General features: G+C 64.6%; 23 protein-coding genes. 8 read left to right on the top strand and 15 right to left on the bottom strand.

Annotated features, from left to right (window positions below; all coding sequences use genetic code 11):
- Positions 1–78: 78 nt before the first annotated feature.
- The 3 genes from rfaE1 to ACLV74_RS07960 all read left to right on the top strand — a co-directional run bounded on the left by rfaE1 (position 79) and on the right by ACLV74_RS07960 (position 2,744).
- Positions 79–1,023, top strand: a complete 945-nt coding sequence (gene rfaE1, locus ACLV74_RS07970) for a D-glycero-beta-D-manno-heptose-7-phosphate kinase (protein ID WP_411878845.1) — start codon at positions 79–81, stop codon at positions 1,021–1,023.
- Positions 1,024–1,059: 36 nt separating this feature from the next.
- Positions 1,060–2,064: an ADP-glyceromanno-heptose 6-epimerase gene (rfaD, locus tag ACLV74_RS07965; protein ID WP_411878844.1), complete on the top strand. Its 1,005-nt coding sequence runs from the start codon at positions 1,060–1,062 to the stop codon at positions 2,062–2,064.
- A 143-nt stretch (positions 2,065–2,207) separates the two neighbouring features.
- Positions 2,208–2,744, top strand: coding sequence for a ComEA family DNA-binding protein (locus ACLV74_RS07960; protein ID WP_411878843.1), 537 nt, complete (start codon positions 2,208–2,210; stop codon positions 2,742–2,744).
- 49 nt (positions 2,745–2,793) lie between these two features.
- Here ACLV74_RS07960 and ACLV74_RS07955 read toward each other — a convergent pair whose 3' ends face one another.
- The 10 genes from ACLV74_RS07955 to ACLV74_RS07910 all read right to left on the bottom strand — a co-directional run bounded on the left by ACLV74_RS07955 (position 2,794) and on the right by ACLV74_RS07910 (position 14,844).
- Positions 2,794–3,339 (bottom strand): DinB family protein, encoded by a 546-nt coding sequence (locus ACLV74_RS07955; RefSeq protein ID WP_411878842.1) that lies wholly within the window; start codon positions 3,337–3,339, stop codon positions 2,794–2,796.
- A 210-nt stretch (positions 3,340–3,549) separates the two neighbouring features.
- The gene (locus ACLV74_RS07950; RefSeq protein ID WP_411878841.1) at positions 3,550–7,209 is read right to left on the bottom strand and encodes a hydantoinase B/oxoprolinase family protein; all 3,660 of its coding nucleotides are present in this window, start codon (positions 7,207–7,209) and stop codon (positions 3,550–3,552) included.
- Between the two features lie 102 nt (positions 7,210–7,311).
- The gene (locus tag ACLV74_RS07945; RefSeq protein WP_411878840.1) at positions 7,312–8,289 is read right to left on the bottom strand and encodes a TRAP transporter substrate-binding protein; all 978 of its coding nucleotides are present in this window, start codon (positions 8,287–8,289) and stop codon (positions 7,312–7,314) included.
- 63 nt (positions 8,290–8,352) lie between these two features.
- A complete protein-coding gene (locus ACLV74_RS07940; RefSeq protein WP_411878839.1) occupies positions 8,353–9,120 on the bottom strand; it encodes a putative hydro-lyase in 768 nt (255 codons plus the stop codon).
- A gap of 46 nt (positions 9,121–9,166) precedes the next feature.
- Complete coding sequence (locus tag ACLV74_RS07935; RefSeq protein WP_411878838.1) at positions 9,167–9,871, bottom strand: ABC transporter ATP-binding protein; 705 nt, start codon at positions 9,869–9,871, stop codon at positions 9,167–9,169.
- A gap of 2 nt (positions 9,872–9,873) precedes the next feature.
- A complete protein-coding gene (locus tag ACLV74_RS07930; RefSeq protein ID WP_411878837.1) occupies positions 9,874–10,584 on the bottom strand; it encodes an ABC transporter ATP-binding protein in 711 nt (236 codons plus the stop codon).
- Positions 10,581–11,573 carry a branched-chain amino acid ABC transporter permease gene (locus ACLV74_RS07925; RefSeq protein WP_411878836.1) on the bottom strand — a complete coding sequence of 331 codons (993 nt, stop codon included), beginning with the start codon at positions 11,571–11,573 and terminating at the stop codon, positions 10,581–10,583. Before ACLV74_RS07925 ends, ACLV74_RS07930 begins: the two co-directional genes overlap by 4 nt.
- A gap of 29 nt (positions 11,574–11,602) precedes the next feature.
- Positions 11,603–12,469: a branched-chain amino acid ABC transporter permease gene (locus ACLV74_RS07920; RefSeq protein WP_411878835.1), complete on the bottom strand. Its 867-nt coding sequence runs from the start codon at positions 12,467–12,469 to the stop codon at positions 11,603–11,605.
- Between the two features lie 34 nt (positions 12,470–12,503).
- On the bottom strand, positions 12,504–13,769 hold the full coding sequence (locus tag ACLV74_RS07915; RefSeq protein WP_411878834.1) for an ABC transporter substrate-binding protein: 1,266 nt from the start codon (positions 13,767–13,769) through the stop codon (positions 12,504–12,506).
- 121 nt (positions 13,770–13,890) lie between these two features.
- Entirely contained in the window at positions 13,891–14,844 is a 954-nt protein-coding gene (locus ACLV74_RS07910) for a LysR family transcriptional regulator (protein ID WP_411878833.1), read from the bottom strand.
- A 121-nt stretch (positions 14,845–14,965) separates the two neighbouring features.
- Between ACLV74_RS07910 and ACLV74_RS07905 the strand changes: the two genes are divergently transcribed.
- Genes ACLV74_RS07905 through ACLV74_RS07895 form a run of 3 tightly spaced genes read left to right on the top strand, consistent with a single transcriptional unit; the run spans position 14,966 to position 17,775 of the window.
- Positions 14,966–15,949 (top strand): TRAP transporter substrate-binding protein, encoded by a 984-nt coding sequence (locus ACLV74_RS07905; protein ID WP_411878832.1) that lies wholly within the window; start codon positions 14,966–14,968, stop codon positions 15,947–15,949.
- 2 nt (positions 15,950–15,951) lie between these two features.
- Positions 15,952–16,461, top strand: coding sequence for a TRAP transporter small permease (locus ACLV74_RS07900; RefSeq protein ID WP_411878831.1), 510 nt, complete (start codon positions 15,952–15,954; stop codon positions 16,459–16,461).
- Positions 16,462–16,479: 18 nt separating this feature from the next.
- On the top strand, positions 16,480–17,775 hold the full coding sequence (locus ACLV74_RS07895; protein WP_411878830.1) for a TRAP transporter large permease: 1,296 nt from the start codon (positions 16,480–16,482) through the stop codon (positions 17,773–17,775).
- A gap of 15 nt (positions 17,776–17,790) precedes the next feature.
- Here ACLV74_RS07895 and ACLV74_RS07890 read toward each other — a convergent pair whose 3' ends face one another.
- Positions 17,791–18,504, bottom strand: a complete 714-nt coding sequence (locus ACLV74_RS07890) for an aspartate/glutamate racemase family protein (RefSeq protein ID WP_411878829.1) — start codon at positions 18,502–18,504, stop codon at positions 17,791–17,793.
- Positions 18,505–18,552: 48 nt separating this feature from the next.
- Here ACLV74_RS07890 and crcB point away from each other — a divergent pair, with 48 nt between their 5' ends.
- The gene (gene crcB, locus ACLV74_RS07885; protein ID WP_411878828.1) at positions 18,553–18,939 is read left to right on the top strand and encodes a fluoride efflux transporter CrcB; all 387 of its coding nucleotides are present in this window, start codon (positions 18,553–18,555) and stop codon (positions 18,937–18,939) included.
- A gap of 84 nt (positions 18,940–19,023) precedes the next feature.
- Positions 19,024–20,184 (top strand): GAF domain-containing protein, encoded by a 1,161-nt coding sequence (locus tag ACLV74_RS07880; protein ID WP_411878827.1) that lies wholly within the window; start codon positions 19,024–19,026, stop codon positions 20,182–20,184.
- A 9-nt stretch (positions 20,185–20,193) separates the two neighbouring features.
- On the opposite strand, the gene ACLV74_RS07875 is transcribed toward ACLV74_RS07880, so the two are convergent.
- From ACLV74_RS07875 to ACLV74_RS07860, 4 genes are all read right to left on the bottom strand, one after another.
- Positions 20,194–20,679 (bottom strand): copper chaperone PCu(A)C, encoded by a 486-nt coding sequence (locus ACLV74_RS07875; protein ID WP_411878826.1) that lies wholly within the window; start codon positions 20,677–20,679, stop codon positions 20,194–20,196.
- Positions 20,680–20,737: 58 nt separating this feature from the next.
- Positions 20,738–21,313, bottom strand: coding sequence for a YcnI family protein (locus ACLV74_RS07870; protein WP_411878825.1), 576 nt, complete (start codon positions 21,311–21,313; stop codon positions 20,738–20,740).
- Positions 21,314–21,376: 63 nt separating this feature from the next.
- The gene (locus ACLV74_RS07865; RefSeq protein WP_411878824.1) at positions 21,377–23,719 is read right to left on the bottom strand and encodes a TonB-dependent receptor; all 2,343 of its coding nucleotides are present in this window, start codon (positions 23,717–23,719) and stop codon (positions 21,377–21,379) included.
- 85 nt (positions 23,720–23,804) lie between these two features.
- On the bottom strand, positions 23,805–24,182 hold the full coding sequence (locus tag ACLV74_RS07860; RefSeq protein ID WP_411878823.1) for a DUF2946 family protein: 378 nt from the start codon (positions 24,180–24,182) through the stop codon (positions 23,805–23,807).
- Positions 24,183–24,433 lie beyond the last annotated feature (251 nt).

Raw genomic sequence — 24,433 nt, 5'->3', positions numbered from 1 at the left:
TGGCAAAGCCAGTTCCGCGGCGCCCGCTGGAAAAGACAAAGCGGTAGCGCAGCGTTCATCCGTATAGAACAAGCAGACATGACAACACCCTCACTCTCCCCTCAACAGATCGCCAAAGCCCGCGTCCTCGTGGTCGGCGACGCCATGCTGGACCGCTACTGGTACGGCGCGGTGGACCGCATCTCGCCCGAAGCGCCCGTGCCCGTGGTGCGTGTCACGCGCACCGAGGAGCGCATAGGCGCCGCCGCCAACGTGGCCTACAACATCGTCACGCTGGGCGCACAAGCCTCGCTGCTGAGCGTGGTGGGCGAGGACGAAGCCAGCCACCAGCTGGAGGCGCTGGTCGCCAAGACCGGCATCACCCCCTACTTCGGCCGCGATGCGCAGCTCAAGACCACCGTCAAGCTGCGTGTCATCGGCCGCCAGCAGCAGCTGATACGCCTGGATTTCGAGAACACACCGGAAAACGAAGTGCTGGCCTCGCAGTCCGCGGCCTTTGAAAAGTTGTACCCGCAGCACGACGCCGTGCTGTTTTCCGACTACGGCAAAGGCGGCCTCGCGCACATCGTGCTGATGATCGCCCAGGCCCGTGCCGCCGGGAAAGTGGTGCTGGTCGACCCCAAGGGCTCGGACTACGCGCGCTACAAAAATGCCAGCGTCATCACGCCCAACCGCGCCGAACTCGAGCACGTGATCGGCACCTGGAGCAGCGAAGCCGACCTGCGCGCCAAGGCGCACAACCTGCGCGCCGCGCTCAACCTGGAAGCCCTGCTGCTCACGCGCAGTGAAGAGGGCATGACCCTGTTCGACGCCGAAGGCGAACTCAACGTTCCCGCCGTGGCGCGCGAAGTGTTCGACGTGACCGGCGCCGGTGACACCGTGATCGCCACGCTGGCCGCGATGACCGCCACCGGCATGCGCCTGCGCGATGCCGTGCCGATCGCCAACCGCGCGGGCGGCATCGTGGTCGGCAAGTTCGGCACCGCCACCGTCAATTACAGCGAGCTGTTCGCCGCGCACTGAGCCATCGCGCATCACAGCACAAGCCAAGGATCCATCATGAAAATCGTAGTCACCGGCGCCGCGGGGTTTATCGGCAGCAACATCATCAAGGGCCTTAACGCCCGCGGCATTGATGACATCATCGCTGTCGACGACCTGACCCAAGGCGACAAATTCCGCAACCTGGCCGGCCTGAAGATCGCCGACTACGTCGACGGCGACGATTTCTACGAACTGTTCGCCGAAGGCGCTTACGGCGAGGTCGAGGCGGTGTTCCATGAAGGCGCCTGCAGCGACACCATGGAAACCGACGGCAAATACATGATGGACAACAACTACACGCTGTCCTGCGAGTTGTTCCATGCCTGCCAGGACCAGGGCACGCGCCTGCTCTACGCCTCCTCGGCCGCCACCTACGGCGGGTCCGACACCTTCACCGAATCGCCCGAGTTCGAGCGCCCGCTCAACGTCTACGGCTACTCCAAGCTGCTGTTCGACCAGCGGCTGCGGCGCGAACTCGGCGCCCGGTTCGAGAACGCCGCCACCCAGGTCGCGGGCTTTCGCTATTTCAACGTCTACGGCCCGCACGAGCAGCACAAGGGCCGCATGGCCAGCGTCGCCTTCCACCAGTTCAACCAGTTCCAGGCCGAAGGCAAGGTGAAACTCTTCGGCGAATACGGCGGCTACGGCGCCGGCGGCCAGATGCGCGACTTCATCTTCATCGACGACGTGGTGGCCGTGAACCTCTGGTTCTTCGACAACCCCGGAAAGTCGGGCATCTTCAACCTCGGCACCGGCAAGGCGCAGCCTTTCAACGACGTGGCCATTGCCGTCGTGAACACCTTGCGCAAGGGGCAAAACGCCGCGCCCCTGAGCCTCGAAGAAGCCGTGCGCGGCGGCATGATCGATTACATCCCCTTCCCGCCCGCGCTGGTCGGCAAATACCAGAGCTACACCCAGGCCGATCCACGCGCCCTGCGCGCGGCCGGTTGCGACCATGTTTTTGCCGACGTGCAAACAGGTGTAACTGCTTACATGCAGTGGCTGGCGAAGAACAGCTGAGCAACTGAAACCCTAGGGTTTCCCCATCTCAAACGGATCTTCGGGTGGTCAACCCGGGGTGAGTCCAGGCCGTTGTCAAAGCAGCATCCTGTTTAACAGGATGCATCACGCGCCCCGTCTCATCCATCTTTGAGGAGCTTCCCATGTTCAAGAAAGTACTGGCGTTTTTCGCCGCCATGTCCCTCGCCGCGGCCTTTGCCGCCGTCGACGTCAACAAAGCCAGTGAGGCCGAACTCGATAGCGTCAAGCACATCGGCCCCGCCACCTCCAAGCTGATCATTTCCGAACGCAAGAAAAGCGAATTCAAAAACTGGGAAGACTTCATCACCCGCGTCAAAGGCGTCGGGGAAAAACGCGCAGCCGAATTTTCCGCCGCGGGCCTGACGGTAGGTGGCGCCGCCTACACCGGCGCGGGCGCGGCGGATGCCAAGGCAAAAGCCAAGGTGGAGGCCAAGGCCGATGCCAAAGCGGACAAGAAAACCGACAAGCCCGTGACGGAAAAAGCCAAAGATGCCGCAGTGGCCACCAAGGACGCCGTCAAGGGCGCGGCCATCGCCACCAAAGACGCCGTGAAAGAAACGGCCAAGGATGCCAAGGCAGCCGTGACGTCCAAGAAGGAAACCAAAGCCGAAGTCAAGGTGGAGGCTGCCAAGCCCGCCGCCAGCGCCGCCAAGAAGTAAACCGGCCCGCCCCCAAAAAACCCGCCTTGCGCGGGTTTTTTCTTGCGCGCTACAACAATGCGATCAGGTCCGTCACACCCACCGTGCCGCCCGCCTGCGTGATCAGCGTGCTGGCCTGGCCCCGGTGATGCGTCTGGTGGTTGAAAAAATGCGTGATCGCCTTCCAGGCCGCGTGCTCGCGCTGCACGCCTTTTGAATTGGCGTAGCGCATGGTCAACTGCGGATAGGCATCCGGCATGTCGGCCACCCATTGTTCAATCGCAGCATCCAGTTGCGCGCGCTTGGCCTTCAGGCCCGCCCAGTCCTGAAACAGCACCATGTCCAGCGTATAAGCCTCGGGCATGTCCAGCACATCCGGGCCCAGCGACGCGAAAGCGATGGCGTTCTCCACACCACACTGCGCAAAGCGCCTGAGCCAGACCTGGTCGGCCACCAGCAGGTGGCCCAGCGTGCGGTGGATCGAGCCGAAAAAAGCGCCGCGCTCCTGCTTGCGCGCTTCGTCCGTCAAGGCTTCGCAGGCCTCGTACAGGCGCTCATTGATCCAGCGGTTGTAGCGGGCCATAAGGCGGTAGTTGTCGCAGAACTCGCGGGTCATGGGAAGCGCTCCAGAAAAGGGTGACTGCGGGTGCGTTGTCACCAGATTCACGGTATTTTGCATCTGCTGCCGGGTCCACGGCTCATGCTGGGATGAAGCGCCACAAAGGGGCAACCAACGGGGGCCGCGGGACTGGCTCTGCCAGACCGCAGGCGCCGCCCCCTGGAAGGGGGGAACAGACTACACGAAGTGAGTCTGGACGGGGGTGGTCTACAGTTTGCCGAATCCCCCGCCGCCCGGCGTGTGGATTTCAAACACGTCGCCCGGCTGCATGTCGGCCTGCCCTATGTGGTCCAGCGCCTCGACCTGCCCCTGGGCTCGCACCACGAGGTTGCGCCCCACCTGGCCGGGCTCTCCACCGGCCATGCCGAAGGCGCCATGCTTGCGGCCGTTGGACAAAATGCTGGCCGTCATGGCCTCCAGGAAGCGCACGCGGCGCACGCCGCCGTTGCCGCCATGCCAGCGGCCCGCGCCGCCCGAGCCTTCACGGATCTCATAGCTCTCCAGCCGCACCGGGAAGCGGAACTCCAGCACCTCGGGGTCGGTCAGCCGCGAGTTGGTCATATGGGTCTGGACCACGCTGGTGCCGTCAAAACCCGACACCAGCTTGCCGGCTTCGTCGAGCTTGCCGCCCGCGCCCGAGCCGCCAGAGATGGTCTCGTAATACTGGTGGCGCGCATTGCCGAAGGTGAAGTTGTTCATGGTGCACTGGCTGGCCGCCATCACGCCCAGCGCGCCGTAGAGCGCGTTGGTGATGCAGGTGGAGGTCTCCACATTGCCCGCCACTACCGAGGCCGGCGGATTCGGGTTGAGCATGGAGCCCGCCGGGATGATGACCTTGAGCGGCTTGAGGCAACCCGCGTTCAGCGGGATGTCGTCGTCCACCAGCGTGCGGAACACATACAGCACCGCCGCCATGCACACCGCCGTCGGCGCGTTGAAGTTGTTGCTCTGCTGCGCCGAGGTGCCGGTGAAATCGATCTCGGCGCTGCGGCCTTTCGCATTGACGCGGATCGCCACCTTGATCTGCGCGCCGTTGTCCAGCGGCAGCGTGAACTCGCCGTCCTTGAGGCGCGTGATCACGCGGCGCACCGACTCCTCGGCGTTGTCCTGCACGTGGCGCATATAGGCCAGCACCACCTCCAGGCTGAAGCTGTCGACCATCTTGCGCAACTCCTGCACGCCTTTTTCATTGGCGGCGATCTGCGCCTTCAGGTCGGCCATGTTCTGCTGCGGATTGCGGCTGGGGTATTTGCCGCTTTTGAGCAGCGCAATCATTTCGGTCTCGCGCAGCACGCCACGCTCCACGAGCTTGACGTTGTTGATCTGCACGCCCTCCTCCTCGATCAGCGTGGAGAACGGCGGCATGGAACCCGGCGTGATGCCGCCGATGTCGGCGTGATGACCACGGGACCCAACATAAAACGTCGGCTGCGTGGCGGTGCCCAGGTAGACCGGCGTGATGACCGTGATGTCGGGCAAATGCGTGCCACCGTGATACGGGTCGTTCAACACATAGACGTCACCCGGCTGCATGCTGCCCGCGTTCTCGCGGATCACCGTCTTGATGCTCTCGCCCATGGAGCCCAGGTGCACCGGCATGTGCGGCGCGTTGGCGATCAGGTTGCCTTCGGTGTCGAAGAGCGCGCAGCTGAAGTCCAGCCGCTCCTTGATGTTGACCGAGTAGGCGGTGTTCTGCAGCTGCAGGCCCATCTGCTCGGCGATGTTCATGAAGAGGTTGTTGAAGACCTCCAGCAGCACCGGGTCCACCGTGGTGCCGGCGGCGAAGGTGACGGCGCGCTCTGCCCGGCGGTCCAGCACCAGGTGGTCCAGCGCCGTCAGCGCCGCCTCCCAGCCCGGTTCGACCACCGTGGTCGCGTTCTTCTCGGCAATGATGGCCGGGCCCGAAATGATGTCGCCGGGCCGCAGGTCTTCGCGCACCACAAGCGCCGCATCGTGCCACTGGCCGCCCGAATACATGCGCACGGTTTCGCGGCGCGGCACTTCGCGCGGCTCGTGCGTGGCATGGCGCGGCTCGGCCGGCGCGTCGCCGGCCACCACGGCTTCGACAGACACCGCCTCCACCACCAGGCCCTTGCCCTGCATCAAAAAGGCGAAGCGCTGGCGGTAGGCAGCCTCGAAGCCGGCCTCTATCTGGTCCAGCGTGCCGAAAGGAACGATCAACGCGGAGTCGCTGCCCTCATAGCGCACGTGCACGCGCCTGTGCGTGGTGATGTTCCCGGTACTGACTTGCTGGCGCTGCAGCTCGGCCCCGGCATGCGAGGCCAGTTCCTCGAGCTTGCCGGCGATCTCGGGCAGCGCGGCGCCGGAAAGCTTCAGCTCCACCGCCTGTTCGCGGATCACGTTCTGGTCGGCCAGGCCCATGCCGTAGGCGCTCAGCACGCCCGCCAGCGGGTGCACAAACACCTTGGTCATGCCGAGCGCGTCGGCCACCAGGCAGGCGTGCTGCCCGCCCGCGCCGCCAAAGCACTGCAGTGTGTAGCGCGTCACGTCGTAGCCGCGCGCGACTGAAATCTTCTTGATGGCATTGGCCATCTGCTGCACCGCGATGTTGATGAAGCCCTCGGCCACCACCTCGGCGCTGCGGCCGGTCTGGCCGGCCAGCTCGTTGAACTGGGCCTCGACCGCTTCGTAGCTCAGCGGCTCGTCGGCATTCGGGCCGAACACCTTGGGAAAGTAACGCGGCTGGACCTTGCCGACCATCACGTTGGCGTCGGTCACCGCCAGGCGGCCGCCGCGGCGGTAACTGGCCGGGCCGGGATTGGCGCCCGCGCTCTGCGGGCCGACGCGAAAACGCTCGCCGTCGAACTTGAGGATGGATCCTCCGCCCGCCGCCACGGTGTGGATGCTCATCATGGGCGCGCGCATGCGCACGCCGGCCACCTGGGTTTCGAACTCGCGCTCGAACTCGCCGGCGTAATGCGAGACGTCGGTGGACGTGCCGCCCATGTCGAAGCCTATGACCTTGGCATGGCCGGCAATCGCCGCCGTGCGCGCCATGCCCACAATTCCGCCGGCCGGGCCGCTCAGGATGGCGTCCTTGCCCTGGAACACGTGCGCATCGGTCAGGCCGCCCGAGGACTGCATGAAGAACAGGCGCACGCCCGGCATCTCGGCGGCGACCTGCTCCACATAGCGGCGCAGGATGGGCGACAGGTAGGCATCGACCACGGTGGTGTCGCCGCGGCTCACGAACTTCATCATCGGGCTGGTTTCATGCGAAGTGCTGATCTGCGTGAAACCCACCTCGGCCGCGATGCGCTTGGCAGCCTTTTCGTGCCCGGTGAAACGGTAGCCGTGCATGAACACGATGGCCAGGCTGCGCAAGCCCTTCTGGTAGTGCGCCAGCAGTTCTTTTTTGAGCAGAGCCTCGTCCAGCGCCTGCAGCACCTCGCCCTGCGCGCCCACGCGCTCCTGGGCCTCGACCACGGCGCTGTACAGCAGCTCAGGCAGCACGATGTGGCGGTCGAACAGCCGCGGGCGGTTCTGGTAGGCGATGCGCAGCGCGTCACGGAAGCCGCGCGTGGTCACCAGCAGCGTGGGCTCGCCCTTGCGTTCGAGCAGCGCATTGGTGGCCACCGTGGTGCCCATCTTCACGCAGTCGACCACGTCGGCGCGTATCGGCTCGCCGGGCTTCAGGCCCAGCAGGTGGCGTATACCGGCCACCGCCGCATCGCGGTATTGTTCGGGGTTTTCCGACAGCAGCTTGTGCGTGAGCAGCGATCCGTCGGGCTTTTTGGCCACGATGTCGGTGAAGGTGCCGCCGCGGTCTATCCAGAACTGCCAGCGCCCGCTGCCCGTGCCCGTCGTGCCCGTGCCGCCCGTTTTCGATGTGTTGTTTTGCGTCATGTTTTTAAAACTGTTGTCTGAAGAATACCGGCAAATCCGCCTTGCGGGCCTGGCCGGGCTGCTTGCCTGTTTTTGGCTGTGTGATTGCTGCTTGCTTGCCGCTTACTGCGGCATGTAGTAAGGCACAAAAATATCATTGGCCTCGTTGCCCACGGATCGTATCCACTCGCGCGAGAACTTCTCGCCCATGCGCTTGATTTCCTGGTCCAGATCGGGCGGAATGCGCTCTATCTTGATGCCGTTCTGCCGCAATTCCTCGGTGGCGCCGTAGGCCAGCGCCTGGCTGGCCTGCCAGCCGCGGGCTTCCGCGTCGGCCGCCGCCTTCAGCACACTGGCCCGGGCCTCCGGCGTCAGGGCCTCAAAAGCCTTGCTGCCCACAAACACCACATTTTTGGGAAACCAGGCGTTGATCTCATAGTAGTACTTGATGGGCCCCCAGACCTTGTTCTCCACCCCGGTCAGCGCCGAGGTGATCATGTTGTCCATGCGTCCTTCGGCCAGCGCCTTGCCCACGTCCACCATGGCCACGTCCACCGGCCTGGCGCCCAGCATTTCGGCAATGCGGGTGGTGGTCTGGTTGTAGGTGCGCATCTGCGTGCCCTTGAAGTCGGCCAGGCCGCGCACCGGCTTGCTCGAATGCAGACCCTGGGGCGGCCAGGGCACGGCGTAGAGCAGCTTCATGCCGCGCGCGGCGAAGTGCTTTTCAATGCCGGGGCGCTGCAGCTTCCACAGGCGCTGCGCGTCCTTGTAGGAGCCCACCACAAAGGGGATGGAGTCCGCGCCCGCAATGGGAATGTCCTTCACCATGCTGGACATGATGGTCTCGCCGGCCTCGGCCTTGCCCTGTTGCACCGCCTGGCCGATGTCGTTCAGCTTGAACAGGGTGTTGTTCGGGTGCACCTCGATCACCAGCTGGCCGGCGCTGGCTTTTTCGACCTCGCGTGCAAACTGGTAGATGTTCTGCGTGTGGAAAGACTCGGCCCGGTAGCCCGTGGCGAGCTTCCAGGTGGTCTGCGCCAGAAGCGCAGGGGCGTGGCTTGCCAATACCGCGCACAGCGCGGCTGTCCAAATGGGTTTCATGGGAACTCCCGGGAGGTTAAGGAGGCTGGCTCGAAGGCGGGCTGGAACAGGCGAAGCGCATGCTCAGCCCCGGGTGTCGGTGACAAACATCTTGCCGGGCGCATGTGTGATGCACAGCGACAGCCGGCTCGATTGCGCGATCCACTGCGGTGTCACGCCGCAGGCCCAGAACACCGGGACCTCGTCCGGCATGATGTCCACCGCGTCGCCGTAGTCGGGCCTGGACAGGTCCTGTATGCCTATCTCTTCCGGGTTGCCGATGTGCAGCGGCGCGCCGTGCGCCAGCGCGAAGCGGCCCGACACCTCGACCACCTTGGCCACGTCGCGGCTTTTGATGGGCCGCATGCTGACCACCATGTCACCGTGGAAGGGGCCCGACGGCACACAGGCCAGGCTGGTGCGGTACATGGCCACGTTGCGGCCCTGCGCCACATGGCGTAGCGGCACGCCCTCGCGGATGACGGCGTCTTCAAACGAAAAACTGCAGCCGATCAGGAAAGGCACAAAGTCTTTCTGCCACAGCGCCGAGATGTCGCCCCGCTCTTCCACAAACTCGCCGTCGCGGTAGACGCGGTAGCCCGGCAGGTCGGTCGCCAGGTTGGCGCCCGGCGCGCAGGCCGGCTCCCACTGGCCGGGCTCCAGCACCTCGACCAGCGGGCAGGGCTTGGGGTTGCGCTGGCAGAACAGCAGAAAGTCAAAAGCCTGGGCCTGCGGCACGATCATCAGGTTGGCCTGGATATAGCCGGGCGCGTGGCCCGCCGTGGGCAATGTGAAGCCGCCGCTGCGGCTGGCCAGGCGGAGGTCCGCGGGAATGTCAAAGATCTTGGTCATACGGTCAAATCGTGAATCGGGTTGTTGTTTCGTGGTTTCAAGGGAATCACAGTCCCAGGTAAGCCTTCTTGATGCTGTCGTCGTTGAGCAGATCCTGCCCGCTGCCCTGCATCACGATGCGGCCGGTCTGGATGACGTAGCCGTAATGCGCAATGTTGAGGGCTTTCTGCAGGTTCTGTTCCACCAGCAGGATGGACACCCCGGTGGCGTTGACCTGCTGAATCACTTCCAGCACCTTAGTGACGAACTTGGGCGCGATACCCCAGGAGGGCTCGTCCAGCATCAGCAGCTTGGGCCGTGCCATCAGACCGCGCGCGATCGCCAGCATCTGCTGCTCGCCGCCGCTCATGGTGCCGGCCAGCTGCGCGGCGCGCTCCTTGAGGATGGGAAACAGCGCCAGCATCTCGGCGATGCCACCGGCGACTTCATGTTTGTCCATGCGCGTGAAGGCGCCCAGCTCCAGGTTGCGCAGCACCGTCAGCCGCGGGAACAGGCGCCGGCCTTCGGGCACCAGCGACAGGCCCAGCGGCACCCGCTTGTGCGCCGGCATGCGCTGGATGTCCACGCCGTTGAAGCTGATGCTGCCGGCCGCGGCGGCGTTGAGCCCCGCCACGGCGCGCAGGGTGGTGGACTTGCCGTTGCCGTTGCCGCCTACCAGCGCCACGATTTTCCCGGGCTCCACCTTGAGGCTGACGTCGGAAATCGCCAGCACGTCGTCGTAGCAGACCTTGAGGTTTTTGATCTCCAGCATCTTCAATCCCCCAGGTAAGCGGTAATGACAACGGGATCGCTGGAGACCTCTTTCGGCGTGCCTTCGGCAATCTTCACGCCGCGGTCCAGCACCACGATCTTGTCGGCAATCGGCATGATGCCTTCCAGCACGTGCTCCACGATCAGGCAGGCAATGCCCTTGTCGCGAATCTTGAGCACCACGTCCACGGCTTCGCGAACTTCCGAGGGATTGAGCCCCGCCATGACTTCGTCCATCAGCAGGATGCGCGGCTCAATCGCCAGCGCGCGCGCCACGGCCAGGCGCCGCTGCTCGCTGATGGTCATGCTGGCCGCGGGGCGGTCGGCAAAGCGTTCCAGGTTGGCGAAGGCCAGCCACTCCAGCGCCGCCTTGCGGGCCCTGGCCACGTTGTGCTGCAGCAGCATGGCGGCCGTCATCACGTTCTCGCAGGCCGTCATGCTGGCAAAGGTGCGCGCGATCTGGAAAGTGCGCGCCACACCGGCGCGGGCGCAGGCCTCGGGCGGCAGGCCGGCGATGTTGCGCCCGCCCAGCACGATGCTGCCCGCCGTCGGCGCGAAATAGCCGGCCACGCAGTTGAACATCGTGGTCTTTCCCGCGCCGTTGGGGCCTATCAGCCCGACCACCTGGCCGGTCTCCACGCTGAAGGAAACGTCCTGGTTGGCCGTCAGCCCGCCGAACTGCTTGCTGACGCTCTTGACTTCAAGCAGCTTCATGAGGCCTCCTTGCCCAGGGTTTGTACCGCGGCCGATGGCGCAGCCATCTGGCGATCGGCATGGGCGCGCGCCTCGCGGCGTTCGCGGAAACTGCGCAGCCAGCCCATCAGGCCCGTGGGGTAGAACACCGCGATCACGATGATCAGGCTGGCGTAGATGATGACGTCGGTGCCGCGGCCGGTGCCGCCGAAGGCGATGCGGGTGAACTCTTCGATGCTGGTCAGCACCACGGCGCCTATCACCGGGCCGAACAGCGTGCCGACGCCGCCCAGGATGGACACCAGCGCCATCTTGATCGAGAGGGCCGTCGACAGCACCGAGTTCGGGTCGATGTAGAGCTCCTTCTGCGCATAGAGGCTGCCGCCGGCGGCGGTAAAGAAAGCGCTGACGGAGAGCGCCACCTGCTTGTAGCGCGCGATGTTGACGCCTATGCTGCGCGCCGCGTCGGGTTCGTCCTTGATGGCGCGGAAGTAGTAACCCAGGTAGCTGCGCTCTATCCACCAGTTGGCGGCCAGCGTGATGACCAGCAGGCCCAGTGCCAGCCAGTAGTAAGGCAGCTTGGTGGCGAAGTTCATCCACAGCCAGCCCTGCCTGTCCATGGGCACATACAAACCCACCGCCGCGCCGCCGTACTCCCATTCGGTGAAGAAAATCTGCACCAGCTCCGCCACCGCGATCGTGGCCATCGCGAAGTAGTGGCCCTTGAGCCGGAAGCAGGACCAGCCAAAGCCCAGGCTCAGCAACGCGGCGATGAAACCGCCGGCCAGCACGCCTATCCACGGGTTGACGCCGAACTTGACCAGCAGCAGCGTCGAGGCATAGGCGCCCAGCCCGTAAAAAGCCGCATGGCCCAGCGACACCTGGCCGGCGTAGCCGCCCACCATGTTCCAGGCGACACCGGCCTGCGCCGCCATCAGCACCAGGATGGCCATGTTCAGGTGCGAGGCGTCCGTTAGCGCCGGCACAAGCAGCGCCGCGACGAGGGCCATGCCTGCGAAAATAAAATGCTTCGTGGTGTTCATGCTTTACCCATCAGGCCCTGGGGCCGGAACATCAGCACACCGAGGAAGAGCACCAGCACGATGGCCGTCTTGTATTGCGGCCCGAGCAGCAGCCCGCCCATGACTTCAATCACACCGACCAGAATGCCGGCCCAGAAGGCACCCGTGACGCTGCCGAAGCCGCCCAGGTTGACCACCACAAAGGCCAGCAGGATGAAGTTGGCGCCGACGTCCGGAAAGATGGGGAAGAAGGTCGACAGCAGCACCCCGGCCGCGCCGGCGCAGGCCGCGCCTATGCCCCAGGCCAGCGAGAACATCTTGTGCGAGTCGATGCCCATGAGGCGCGCGGCTTCCTTGTCGGAGGCGGTGGCTTCCAGCGCCGCGCCCAGCCGGGTCTTGTTCAGGAAGAAGTAGATGAGGCCGGTGACCACGATGGCGCCGACACCCGCCACCAGCTGCGGCTTGCCCAGTTGTATGCCCAGCAGCTTGACCGTGCCGCTGACGGCCGAGTTCTCGATGGAGCGGAAGTCCGGTTTCCAGAGGAACTGGGCCACGCCGCGCAGCAAAATCATGATGCCGAAGGTGGTGAAGATCTGCGACAGCATGGGCGCGTTGATGATGCGCACGATCACCAGCTTGTAGAGCAGCACGCCGAAGGCGAACAGCATGAGGACCGTCAGCGGCAGGGTGAGCATCGGGTCCAGCGCGTACAGCGAAAACAGCCAGAAGGCCGAGTACATGCCGAGCATGAGGAACTCCCCGTGCGCGAAGTTCACGATATCCATGACACCGAAAATCATGGTCAGGCCGATAGCCACCAGCGCGTAGATCAGCCCGATCAGGACGCCGGAGGCCAGCGTCTGAAGCAATATGTCCGTGGTCATGGTTTTCTCCTGGCTTTAAGTCAATGCGCGCGGCTTACTTGCGCTGGTCCCACTTGGGCATGGGCCAGGTCACCTCACGCGAGGCCATGTCGAAAGGCCAGACGGTGTTGTACTTGCCGCCCATGATCTGCACCAGGATGCCCTGGCCCAGGGTGTTCTGGCCGGTGGCGTCGAACTTCACGCCCTTCCACGGCATGATGAGCTTGCTGCCCGGCATGTCCGTGGCGGCCAGCGCCTTGCGTATGGCCTCGGGCTCGGTGGAGCCGGCGCGGTTGATGGCATCGGCCATCACCATCAGGCCGGTGAAAGTGCGCGACGAGTTGCCGGTGAAGTTGATCTTGTAGCGGCTGTTGAAAAGGTCGTTGACCTGCTTGATCAGCGGGTTGCGGTTGGCCAGGTCCAGCGCCCAGACTTCACGCGTGATGATGTAGTCGGCATCCTTGCCCAGGGTCCTGATGAAGTCGGTGTCGGTGAAGCCGGCGTTGTTGGCCAGGATCATGTCCGGCGAGAAGCCCAGTTCTTTATACGTCTTGATCGACAGGATGGCATCGGCCGTGTAAGACGACTGCAGCACCAGGTTGGGATTCGCCGCCTTGAGCGTCTGCACTTCGGAGGTCAGCTGCGTGGTCTTGGCCGGGTACATCACCTGCTTGACCAGGTTCTGCTTGAACTCGGGTGCAAGTTTGCTCTGCAGTTTGGTGGTTTCCGTGCCCCACAGGCCGTTTTCATTGAGGCTGGCGACCACGCCGGCCTTGATGCCTTTTTTGGCTTCGAGTTCTTTCAGGAAGTCAAAGGCGTTGTGCACGAACAGGTCGTCATGCGGCGTGGTGCGGAAGAACCACTTGAAGTTGCGCTGCGTGAGCGAGGCCGACGAGGATTCCGGGTTCAGGAAAGGAATGCCGGCGCGCTCGGCGACCTGGCTGGCCGTTGCGGTCACGGCACTGTTGTAAGCGCCGACCAGTGCCACCACTTTTTCCTGCGTGATCAGGCGCTCGGCTTCCGTCGCGCCGGTTTGCGGGTTGGCCTGGTGGTCGGCGAACACCAGCTTGATCTTCGCGCCCTTGAGGTTGGGCAGGCCCTTGCCGGCGGACAGCGGCAGCTCGGACACACCCGGTGCGCCGTTATTGATGATGTCGGCGGCGAGCTCCAGCGCACTGCGCAGCTCGGCGCCCACCGAGGCGCCGGGGCCGGTCAGCGGATAGAGCACGCCGATCTTGATTTCCTGCTGCGCCTGCGCGCACAGGCAGAAACCCGCACCGGCCAGTACCGCGGCCACTCGGGCCCACCATGACTTCTTCATTTCGCACTCCTCGTAAAAACATGACAGATGGATGACATGTGGCGAAGTGTGCGATCAGCAAATGACGAAATCAAACAAGTAATTTTTTGCTTACGTCATCGATTTTTTCGATGCTCAGGATTTACCCTGATGCACCTTTTTTGGCGGTTTTTGCAAGCTTGGCGGCCGGCCTGCGACCTGTTTTGGTGCCGCCACCCGATCCCTCGCCGGCGAATTCCACGGCCGACTTCACCACCGTTTCCACGGTCGACGAGGTCGGGTCCGTGCGGTAGCTGGCATGGATGGGCAGGGCCTTGAGCTTCTTGTCGCAGGTGAGCAATTTGAGGCTGGCAAAGCCCGTCAGCCGCTGCACCGCCGCGCGCGGCAGCAGGGCCACGCCGAAGCCGCCCTGCACCAGCTGGACCATGGCAGAGATCGAGGAAATCGCGTGCACCTTTTTGGGCTCCATGCGGTTCTGCTTGAACAGGTCCAGCAGCGTGACATGCGGCTGCGAGCCCTTCTGGAAGGTCAGCAACTCCATCTCGGCGAGCTCGTCGAGCCGGTAATTTCTTTTTTTGTGCAGTGCCGGATTGCCCACAAAGGCCATGTCCATGGGCGGCAGGGCCTGGTTGCGCACGCCGTCGGCCGACGCGGGCAGCACCGCGAACACCAGATCCAGCGTGCCGCGCTGTATCTGGTCCATCAGGATGGGCGTGGTTTCCACCGTGAGTTCCAGCTCCAGGCCCGGATGGTCGCCGCGCAGTTTTTCGAGCCAGGGGATCAGCCACGAATGCAGCACCGACTCGATCGCGCCTATGCGCATGGAGACGGCCATGGGCGCGCCCGAGCCCATCTCCTGCTTGACCTCGCGCTGCAGGTCCAGCAGTTTTTGCGCATAGACCAGGAAGCGCGCGCCCGCCACCGTGAGCTTGAACTGCTTGTCGCGCCTGTCCAGCAGCAGGATGCCCAGTTCCTCCTCCAGCGTGGCGATGCGGCTGGACATGGCCGATTGCGTGAGGTAGAGCTTGTCGGCCGCGCGCGAGATGCTTTTGAGCGAGGCCACCCAGTAGAAAGCTTCAACAAAACGCAGGTTCATGGCGGGCCTCGGCATCACGGGAAACAGGTGGGCGCAGTTTTTCGGGGTATGTCCGGGGAACTGGCGCGGGATTTGCGTCTATCCTATTACCACTTACCAATTCTTCGCCCTGGAGCCTTTCATGAAATTCAAGATCACCCTGACGGCCGCCGCCCTTGCCTTCGGCGCCAATGCTTTCGCCCAGACCAAGTGGGACCTTCCCGCCGCCTACCCGGCCAGCAACTTCCACACCGAAACGCTCACGCAGTTCGCGGCCGACGTCGACAAGGCCAGCGGCGGCAAGCTCAAGATCACGGTGCACGCCAACGCCTCGCTGTTCAAGGCCAACGAAATCAAGCGCGCGGTGCAAGGCGGCCAGGCCCAGATCGGCGAGGTGCTGCTGGTCAATTTTGAAAACGAGAACCCGATTTACGGTGTGGACGGCCTGCCCTTCGTGGCCTCCAGCTATGCGTCGGCCCACAAGCTGGCCGAAGCGCAAAAGCCCGCGCTTGAAAAGCTGCTGGGCGCGCAGGGCATGAAGCTGCTCTATACCGTGGCATGGCCTCCCCAGGGCATCTATGTCAACAAGGAAATCTCGGCCGTCGCCGACATGAAAGGCCTCAAGTGGCGCGCCTACAGCCCGGCCACCAGCAAGATTGCCGAACTGGTGGGCGCGCAGCCTGTGACCGTCCAGGCGGCGGAACTGAGCCAGGCCATGGCAACCGGCGTCGTCAACAGCTACATGAGCTCGGGATCGACTGGCTACGACACCAAGACCTATGAAAGCATCAAGTACTGGTACGACGTGCAGGCCTGGCTGCCCAAGAATGCGGTCATCGTCAACAAAAAATCTTTCGATGCGCTTGATGCGGCCACCCAGGCCGCCGTGCTGAAGGCCGCCGCGGACGCCGAGACCCGCGGCTGGAAAGTCAGCGAGGAAAAAAACGAGTTCTACAAAAAAGCCCTGGCCGAAAAAGGCATGAAGATCATGACGCCCTCGCCCAAACTGGTGGCCGACCTGCGCCAGGTGGGCGGCATCATGAAGGCCGACTGGATCAAGCGCGCCGGCCCCGAGGGTGAAGCCCTGCTGTCGGCTTTCGACAAATCCAACGCGGCGAAGAAGTAAGCATGCGCCGCATGCTCGATGCGCTGTACGACGGCGCGGCCTGGCTGGGCGCCCTGTTCATGGTCGGCACGCTGGTGTCGGTGCTGGCCGGCGTGCTGGACCGCCAGTTCGCGTGGTCGCTGCGCGGCACCGACATGTATGCCGGTTACTGCATGGCGGCCAGCGGCTTTCTGGCGCTGGCCCACACCCTCAAGAAGGGTGAACACATCCGGGTCACGCTGATCCTCAACGGCCTTCGCGGCGGCGCCCGGCGCGCGCTGGAAATCTGGGCCCTGGCCGCGGCCACCGCGCTTTCCATGCTGTTCGCCTGGTACAGCGTCATGCTGTCGGTCAACTCCTATGCCTACCACGACATTTCCACCGGCAATGACGCCACGCCGCTGTGGATTCCGCAGATCACCATGGGTGTGGGCGCCGTCATCCTGATGATCGCCTTCATCGACGAGCTGGTGCTGGAAATCAGGGGCCAGCGCACCCAGGCCGGCAGCGATGAAGCACTGCATCACGAATAAATAACAAAAAAGACCTTCATGTCCGATCTCGCCATCACTTCGCTGCTGATTCTTTCGCTTTTCCTGATTCTGGGTTCCGGTGTCTGGATCGGCCTCACGCTGTCAGGTGTGGCCTGGATAGGCATGCAGCTGTTCTCTTCACGCGCCGCCGGCGACGCCATGGCCGTGACCATCTGGGGGTCGTCGTCCAGCTGGACACTGACGGCCTTGCCTCTATTTGTCTGGATGGGCGAAATCCTGTTTCGCACCAAGCTCAGCGAAAGCATGTTCAAGGGCCTTGCCCCCTGGGTCAGCCGGCTGCCGGGCGGCCTGCTGCATACCAACGTCATCGGCTGCACCATCTTTGCCGCCGTCTCGGGTTCCTCGGCGGCGACCTGCGCCACCATCGGCAAGATGACGCTTCCTGAACTGGCCAAACGCGGTTACCCGGAGGACATCACGATAGGCTCCCTCGCGGGCGCCGGCACGCTGGGCCTTCTGATCCCGCCGTCCATCATCATGATCGTCTACGGCGTCAGCGCCGACGTGTCGATTGCCCGGCTGTTCATCGCCGGTGTTTTTCCCGGCCTGCTGCTGGCCTCTCTTTTCTCGGGTTACCTCATCGTCTGGGCCCTGCTCAACAAGGGCAAGATCCCGCCGCCCGATGCCGCAATGACTTTTGGCGAAAAAATCTACGAGTCGCGCCACCTGATACCGGTCGTGCTCCTCATCGGCGCCGTACTGGGCTCCATTTACACCGGCGTGGCCACCGCGACCGAGGCCGCGGCCATCGGTGTCGTCGGCTCGCTGGTGCTGGCCGTCGTGCAGAGATCCATGAGCTGGAACACCTTCAAGGAATCCCTGCTGGGCGCGACGCGGCTGTACTGCATGATCGCGCTGATCCTGGCCGGCGCCGCCTTCCTGACGCTGAGCATGGGCTACATCGGGCTGCCGCGACACCTGGCGGAATTCGTCTCCGGCCTCGGGCTCAGCCCCTTCATGCTCATCGTCGTGTTGAGCATCTTCTACATCGTATTGGGCTGCTTTCTGGACGGCATTTCGATGGTGGTGCTGACCATGGGCGTCATCCTGCCGACGGTGCAGGCTGCCGGGCTGGACCTGATCTGGTTCGGCATCTTCATCGTCATCGTGGTGGAGATGGCGCAGATCACGCCGCCGGTGGGGTTCAACCTGTTTGTGCTGCAGGGCATGACCAAGAAAGAAATCACCTACATCGCGCGCGTGACCTTGCCGTTTTTCTTCCTGATGTGCGGCATGGTGCTGCTGCTCTGGTTTTTCCCGCAGATCGCCACCTGGCTGCCGGGCAAGATGTAGGGGCCCGCGGCGCCCTCATTTCCACGGGCGCAACAATCTTTCATCATCGGCCAGCGCCCAGGTCTTCAGGCCTGTGGCCGCTTCCACGGCCTGCCGGTAGGGCGGCATGTTGGTGCACTCCAGCACCACGGCCTGCAGCGCAGGCTCGCGCCGCTTCAGCGCCATCGCCGCATCCACCACATCCCGGCCGGCCCGTTCAAGGTCCATGGTGTCGCGGTTGCCCAGGATGGCCGTCGCAAACTCACCCGCCGGCTCAACACCCTGAACCACCACGTCGCCAAGGCGATTCGCCGGCACGCCCGCCGCAAGCAGATGCTCAGGCCCCAACGCGGCCGCGCTGATGGTCAGCACGCCGACCTTGGGATGCCGCGCCAGCAGCGCCGGCAATTGCAGCAGGCTGGAGGTGATGACGGGCACCTGCGCTGCAGCCTGCAACTCGTCCTGCAGCAGCACCAGAAAGCCGCAGCTCGTGGTGACGGCCCGCGCGCCCTCGGCCTGCAGCGCCTGCACGGCCCGCGCAAAGGCCGGCGCCACACCCGCGGCGCGCAGGCCGGCCGCCGTCTGCACAATCGTGCCGGGCCAGGCACCCTGCACGACATGCCGGCGCACGGGCACGCCAAAGGCGCCGGGATGGCCCACGTCACCGGGCGGCCTCGGAAAGCGGGTATCGAGCATCACCACCCCCAGGAAGCCGGGAGCGCCTGTGGCCGGGGCTGCGGTTAAAGTCATGGCTGCATTGTCCCGCCAAACAAACCACCCCTAGCCCCGGTACACACCATGCTGACTGTCCTTGCCATCTCCATAGGCGCCTCGCTGGGCGCGCTGGCCCGCTGGGGCCTCGGCCTCTGGCTCACGCCCGGCGGCGTCATCCCCTGGGGCACGCTGGCGGCCAACCTCATAGGCGGCTATTTGATCGGCATCTGCATCGCGGTGTTCCAGGCGATGCCGCAGCTGGACCCGGTCTGGCGCCTGGCGCTGGTGACCGGCTTCCTGGGCGGGCTGACCACTTTTTCTTCGTTCTCGGCCGAGGTGGTGATCTTCCTGATGGACGCGCGCTACGGCCTGGCGGCCTTCACGGCCACGGTGCACGTGCTGGGTTCGCTGCTGTTGACGGTGGCCGGGCTCAAGTCCGCCATGTTCGTGATCGCCGCCCACGCGCGCTGAGCCGGCTCACCGGGTTTTCCGCAACGGCGCAGCCAGGCAAAACCCCCAGCTACCGCAAGCCGCCGGAATTGGCCACAATGGGCCATGGCTTCCATGACCCCTTTTCACCCGGCGCCGCCAACCGGCGGCCAGGACCGGCTGGCACGCATAGGGCGCGCGCGCCAGGCAGTGCTGTACGGTGAAACCCGTGACCCTGCCGCACCCGCCCTGGAGGCCTGGATAGAACGCTCCTGGCAGCGCTGCCTGGCCGTCGGCCAGCGCCCCGAGCAATCACCCTCCTTCGATGTGGTGCCGGCTGCCGCGATGCGGCGCCACCGCGAGGCCAACCATCTGCTGGTGCAAGCCGCCAGGCCCGCGCTGGAGCGCTTGGGCCGCGCGATTGCAGACACCCGTTACTTCGCCATCCTGACCAACCAGGCCGGCGTGGTGGTCGACGTGAACGGCCCCATAGACCGCAGCGACAGCCGCGCCGACGTGATCACGCGCATAGGCACCGACCTGTCGGAATCGCGCATAGGCACCTCCGCCATAGGCGCGGCGCTGGCCGAGCAGCAGCCGGTCTGGCTGCACCGGGGCGAACACTTTTTTGACGCGACCTCGGTCTACAGCTGCGCCGGCGCGCCGTTGTTCGGCCCCGACGGGCGCTGCGCCGGCATGCTGGACCTGACGGGCATAGAAGCGGCCGAGCGGCCCGAACTCAAGCACCTGGTCACCCAGTCCGCCCGCAGCATCGAAAACGCGCTCACGCTGGGCCGGCCCCATGCCCTCCTGATCCGCCTCAACTGGCCGGGCCGGGTGCTGGGCGACGACACCGACGGCTTGGTCTGCGTGGATGCCGACGGCTGCATCACCGGCGCCAACCCGGCGGCGCGGCAAATGCTCCCGCGCCTGGGCACAACGGCCGCCGATGCGCCGCATTGCAGCGAACTGTTCGCCATGCCCTTTGAGATGCTGTTCGACGCGGCCCAGCGCCGCAGCCCCGCAAGCGGCGGCGTGCTGGAGGCGCCGCTGTGGTCGGGCCTGCGCCTGCATGCGATGCCGGTGATGGCGGGCCGGGACGCCACGTCCGCCTCGCTGCCGCTGCCGCCTTCCAGCGACTGCGGCCGGCCGCTCAAGGAACTCGAGACAGCACTGATCCGCAAGGCCGTCAGCGACGCGCGCGGCAACGTGCTGCAGGCCGCCAAGGCGCTGGGCGTGAGCCGGGCCACGGTGTACCGGCGGCTGAGCCCGGGCAAACGCGGCTAAGGCCCAGCACTAGTGTTTGTGTTCAGCCGTGCCACCCGCCGCACCCGGCGCCGCAGTTGCCACCGGCAGTTTCAGCTCCAGCTTGCTTTCCACGCCCTTGGCATCCTTGAACAGCAGAGTCACGGGAATGGTGCTGTCCTTGGCCAGCGGCGCTTTCAGGTCCATCAGCATGACGTGGTAACCGCCCGGCTTGAACTCCACTTTCTTGCCTGCGGGCAGGTCAAGCGACGGCACGGCGCGCATCTTCATGACGTCGCCTTCCATCTTCATTTCATGCACTTCGGCCACACCTGCCACCGGTGAGGACACGCCAACCAGCCGGGTGGCGTCCTTGGCGGTGAGGCTCATGAAGGCGCCTGTGCCCTTTTGTCCCTGCACGGTGGCGCGTGCCCAGGCGCCATCGACCTGGACGGCGGCGGACTGCGCCAGGGCGGCCATGCTGCCCACCAGCAACGAGAGTGCGAGTGCGGCTTTGGAAAATTTTGCGGATGTCATGTCGAAGTGCTCCTTGAAGCGATGAAGGGGATTTAACAGCGGGAAGCAGCCGGCGCGATCAGTGATTGTGCTCACCGCCACCGTCCGTCGGCATCAGTTCCAGTGCGGCGGCGGGGTTTTTCAGCTCCGAAAGTTTCTGGCCCGGCTTGGGCACTTCCGCCCAGTCGACCTTGCCGCCCTCGCAAACCTGCAGAACCGGCCAGTACAGCATGCCGGCCCTGGCGGGCAGTTTGGCTTGCAGCACAAACTCGTCATACCAGTCGTCCTGCAAATAGTCGGCGGGTGTTTTGGCCGTCCAGCTGATGCGCGCCACCTCTTCGGTGATGGCTTTCCCGTGGTCCTGCCGCGGCTGGGCCAATTTTTCGCGCGTGACTTCCAGCGTCCAGCCGGCTTTGGGCATGGGCTTGGCGCCCTGCACACCCGCGGGAATCGTCACCACGATCTGCTTGACGGGCGAGCTGCCGCAACCGTGCCCGACCTTGAAGGTCCCCTTGTAATAACTGCCGGCATTGGCCACCTGGTATTCCAGGGTGACGTGGGCCGCGGCAGGCAGCGAGGCCGCGAGGAACAGGGCGCCCGCCAGGCAGGGACGCGCGCAGGCAGCGATGGTTTTAAAAGCGTTGGGGTGTTTCATGGTTCATCCTTGGTGGCGATAAAAATCAAAAATCAAAAATCAAAAAAGCAAAAAACGGCGGCTTCAAAGGCTGAAATTGAGTTCGGCCATGAAGGTGCGCTGGGGATAGGGGTGGAAATTCCAGTACTGGTAGTTGTTCAGGTTGTCGATGCCGACCGCCGCGCTCCACTGCTTGTTCACCTGGTAGCGCACGCGCACGTCGGTGGTGAAGTACTTGCTGGTGCCCTGGTAGGCAAAGCCGTTCACGTCGGCGTTGTCGAGACTGGAATACTGGTTGCCGCTGTAGCGGGCCGCAAAAGTGCCTGACAGCTGCGGCGTGAAGCGGTAGGTGGCCAGGGCCGTGGCGCGCCACACCGGCACCCGCGGCTGGTACTTGCCGACCGTATCACCGGCCACCAGCACAAAGCCCTTGTTCTCCTTGATGCGTGAATCAGCGTAAGTCACGCTGCCGCTCAGGTCCAGGCCTTTTTGGAACACGTCATTGCCGCTGTAGGCCACTTCAACGCCCTGGGTAGCGATCCGCCCGACGTTCTGCACGCGGCTGATATTGGTATTGGCCGCCGCATCAAAAGTCTGCTGGGAGTAAAGCGCATCGCGTGTGTTTTCCGCGAAGAAGGTGAAGCGCAAGATCCCGCTGCCGAGGTCTTTCTCCGCGGTGAGTTCCGTCGTCCAGGACTTTTCCGGCTTGAGGTTCGGGTCGTTGATGTACTGGGAATTGACCGTGGCCGTCGCGCCATACAACTCCCCGACCGTCGGAAAGCGCACCGCGCGGCCTACCGATGCCTTGAGCACCGTATCCGCCGACCACTGGTAAGACAGCGCGCCCTTGGGTGACACGGCGCTGTCGCTGCGCGAGGCGTAGTTCGTGTTGGCCGCGTTGCCGGGCCCAAAATTGGTGAACCCGCTGGAGGCGGTCCAGTTCTCGACACGGGCACCCAACACGGTCTTCCATTTGGGCGCAAACGACCAGGCGTCCTGCGCATAAAGGCTGCGCAATTGGGTCTTCCCCCCGACGTCGCTGACCACCGTACCGGCGCCGCCCGTGAGCCAGCTGCCGACGGTATTGGATTTCAGGATCCTGAGCTTGTAGCTGTCCTGCTGGAAGCCGAAATCGACGATGTGCGCGCCCTTGATGCCTTCGGGCCGCCAGATGCCCTTGAGCGCCAGGGTATTCCAGCCGGTGCCGTCCTGGTCCTGGAGGGTGCCGGCACCGCCATTGAGAGCGCCCGGCAAGGCGGTGCCTGCCGCGCGAGCCTGGTCCTTCTGGTAGTCGTAGAGGCTGGCCGCCACTTCCCAGTCCCACACGCCCTGGGTGTTGGACTTGACCGACAAGCCGTGCATCACGTGCTCCAGCGTCTCGTTGCTCACGCCAAACAGCGTTGGTGCCAGCGCATACCCCCGGCCGTCGATGCTGACATTGCCGCTGTAGACCGGCGCACCGGCGGCATTGCGCAGGTAAGACTCCGAACGGTTCTGCGTGTCGGTCGACCAATAGCCCAGCGTGTAGCTGGCACGGATGGTGGGCGAAAAATCATAGGCCACCTTGAGCTTGGCGTGCTCCTGCGTGGTGTCGTACTGCGTTGCGCCGCCCAGCAGCAGCCACGGCACGTTTCTCGTGTTCAGGCCGGGCACGGCGCCCGTGACAGCCTGCGCGCCCGGCGCCGCTGCCGTGGTGCTGACGGGGCTGGTTGCAAATGTCAGAGGCTGGCCTGCGCTTTTGGTGCGATTGACGTTGACGAACCACGACCAGTCGCCATTGCGGTTGCCGAGCGAGGCGCTGGCCTGGCTGCCGCTGAAACTGCTGTCGGTGCCGTAGAGTTTGAAATTCTGCGTAAAGCCGCTGAGCTTGGCGTGCGCTTCCAGCTGCGTGGGCATGCGGGTGACATAGTCGACCACCGCCCCGACCGAGTTTCCAGGATAAGCGGCCGAGAACGGGCCGTAGAGCACGTCGACGCGCTCGATCTCCTCCGGAGATACCAGGCCCCAGCGCGGCGCAAAGTTGGTGCCGTTGGCAATCCCGTTGCCCAGGTAGTTGGACAGCAAAATGCCGTCGGCATACACCGCCGAGCGCGCGCTGTTGCCGGTGCCCGAGGCGCGGCTGGACAGGATGGCATGGTTGTAGTCGCCGATGTAGCGCTTGCGCACCAGCAGGCTGGGGAAGTACTTGAGCGCGTCTTCGCTGTCGGTGGCGTTGATGGTTTGCGCGATCTGCTCGCGCGTGATGCCCTCAATGGTGGTGGGAATTTGCGTGGGCAGGGAAGTCGGCTGGCCGCTGTTGACGGTCACCACACCCAGGGATTTGACCGGTGATTCGGCTGCCGGCGCCTGCGCGAACGCCGCCAGGGGGAAGGCCAGCGCAGTCGCGCCGCGCCAGGCGAGCGCGCACGGTGTGCGGGAAAGGTTCATGGAAAACTCACACTTTGAATTGAACGGACGGGCGCACAGGCCGCCAGGCCCGCACGCGGGAATGCCTCAGGCGAGGCGGTTCAGCTCAGAGTGCGGGAGGCCCACGGCTGAAAGGCAGCCCCGGCACGGCGGCGCCGGCGGCCGCCGGGACATCCGCCACGGCAACAGCGGTGCCGGCGAAACAAGGTGAAGCGGCCACCGGCAAAGGCGGCAGCACCAGGCCCAGCGAGCCGCAGAGGTCGCAGCGCAAGCCGGTGGACGCGTCGTCATCGGCGGCATCACCACCGGCATGGGAGGAAGCGGTGTTGACGCTGCAAATACCGCCCAGCTTGCCGGTTTTCACGTCCTGCGCCAGCATGGACAGCGGCGCCCACAGCGCCGACAGCACGGCCAGGAAGGCCAGCCAGGCGGCAAGGCGTTCCCATACGGGCAGGGTCAGGCGGGTGGCGGGGTGGTGGGGCACGGGGCAATTATAGGCAGGCCGGGTCTTGCGCCGGCCTTTGCGCGCATGTGGCCTTTGCATGGGCTTGCTGGCCGGGAGTGGCCCGGCGGCCAGTAACTTTCTTTTGCTTCGCCAAAGAAAAGTAAGCAAAAGAAAAGGCGACCCTGGCTCCTGCGTCCCTCCGCTTCGCTACGGGCAACCTGCGGTGCTCGGTCCAGCCGGGGTCTGGCTAAACTCGCTACGCTGCGCTTCGCTTGTATGGTTAGGGTGCT

This window comes from Polaromonas sp. YR568 (assembly GCF_943369415.1).
GTDB lineage: Bacteria > Pseudomonadota > Gammaproteobacteria > Burkholderiales > Burkholderiaceae_C > Polaromonas.
The sequence above is the reverse complement of the archived record's forward strand: the minus strand, read 5'-3'. Positions and strand labels throughout refer to the sequence as shown.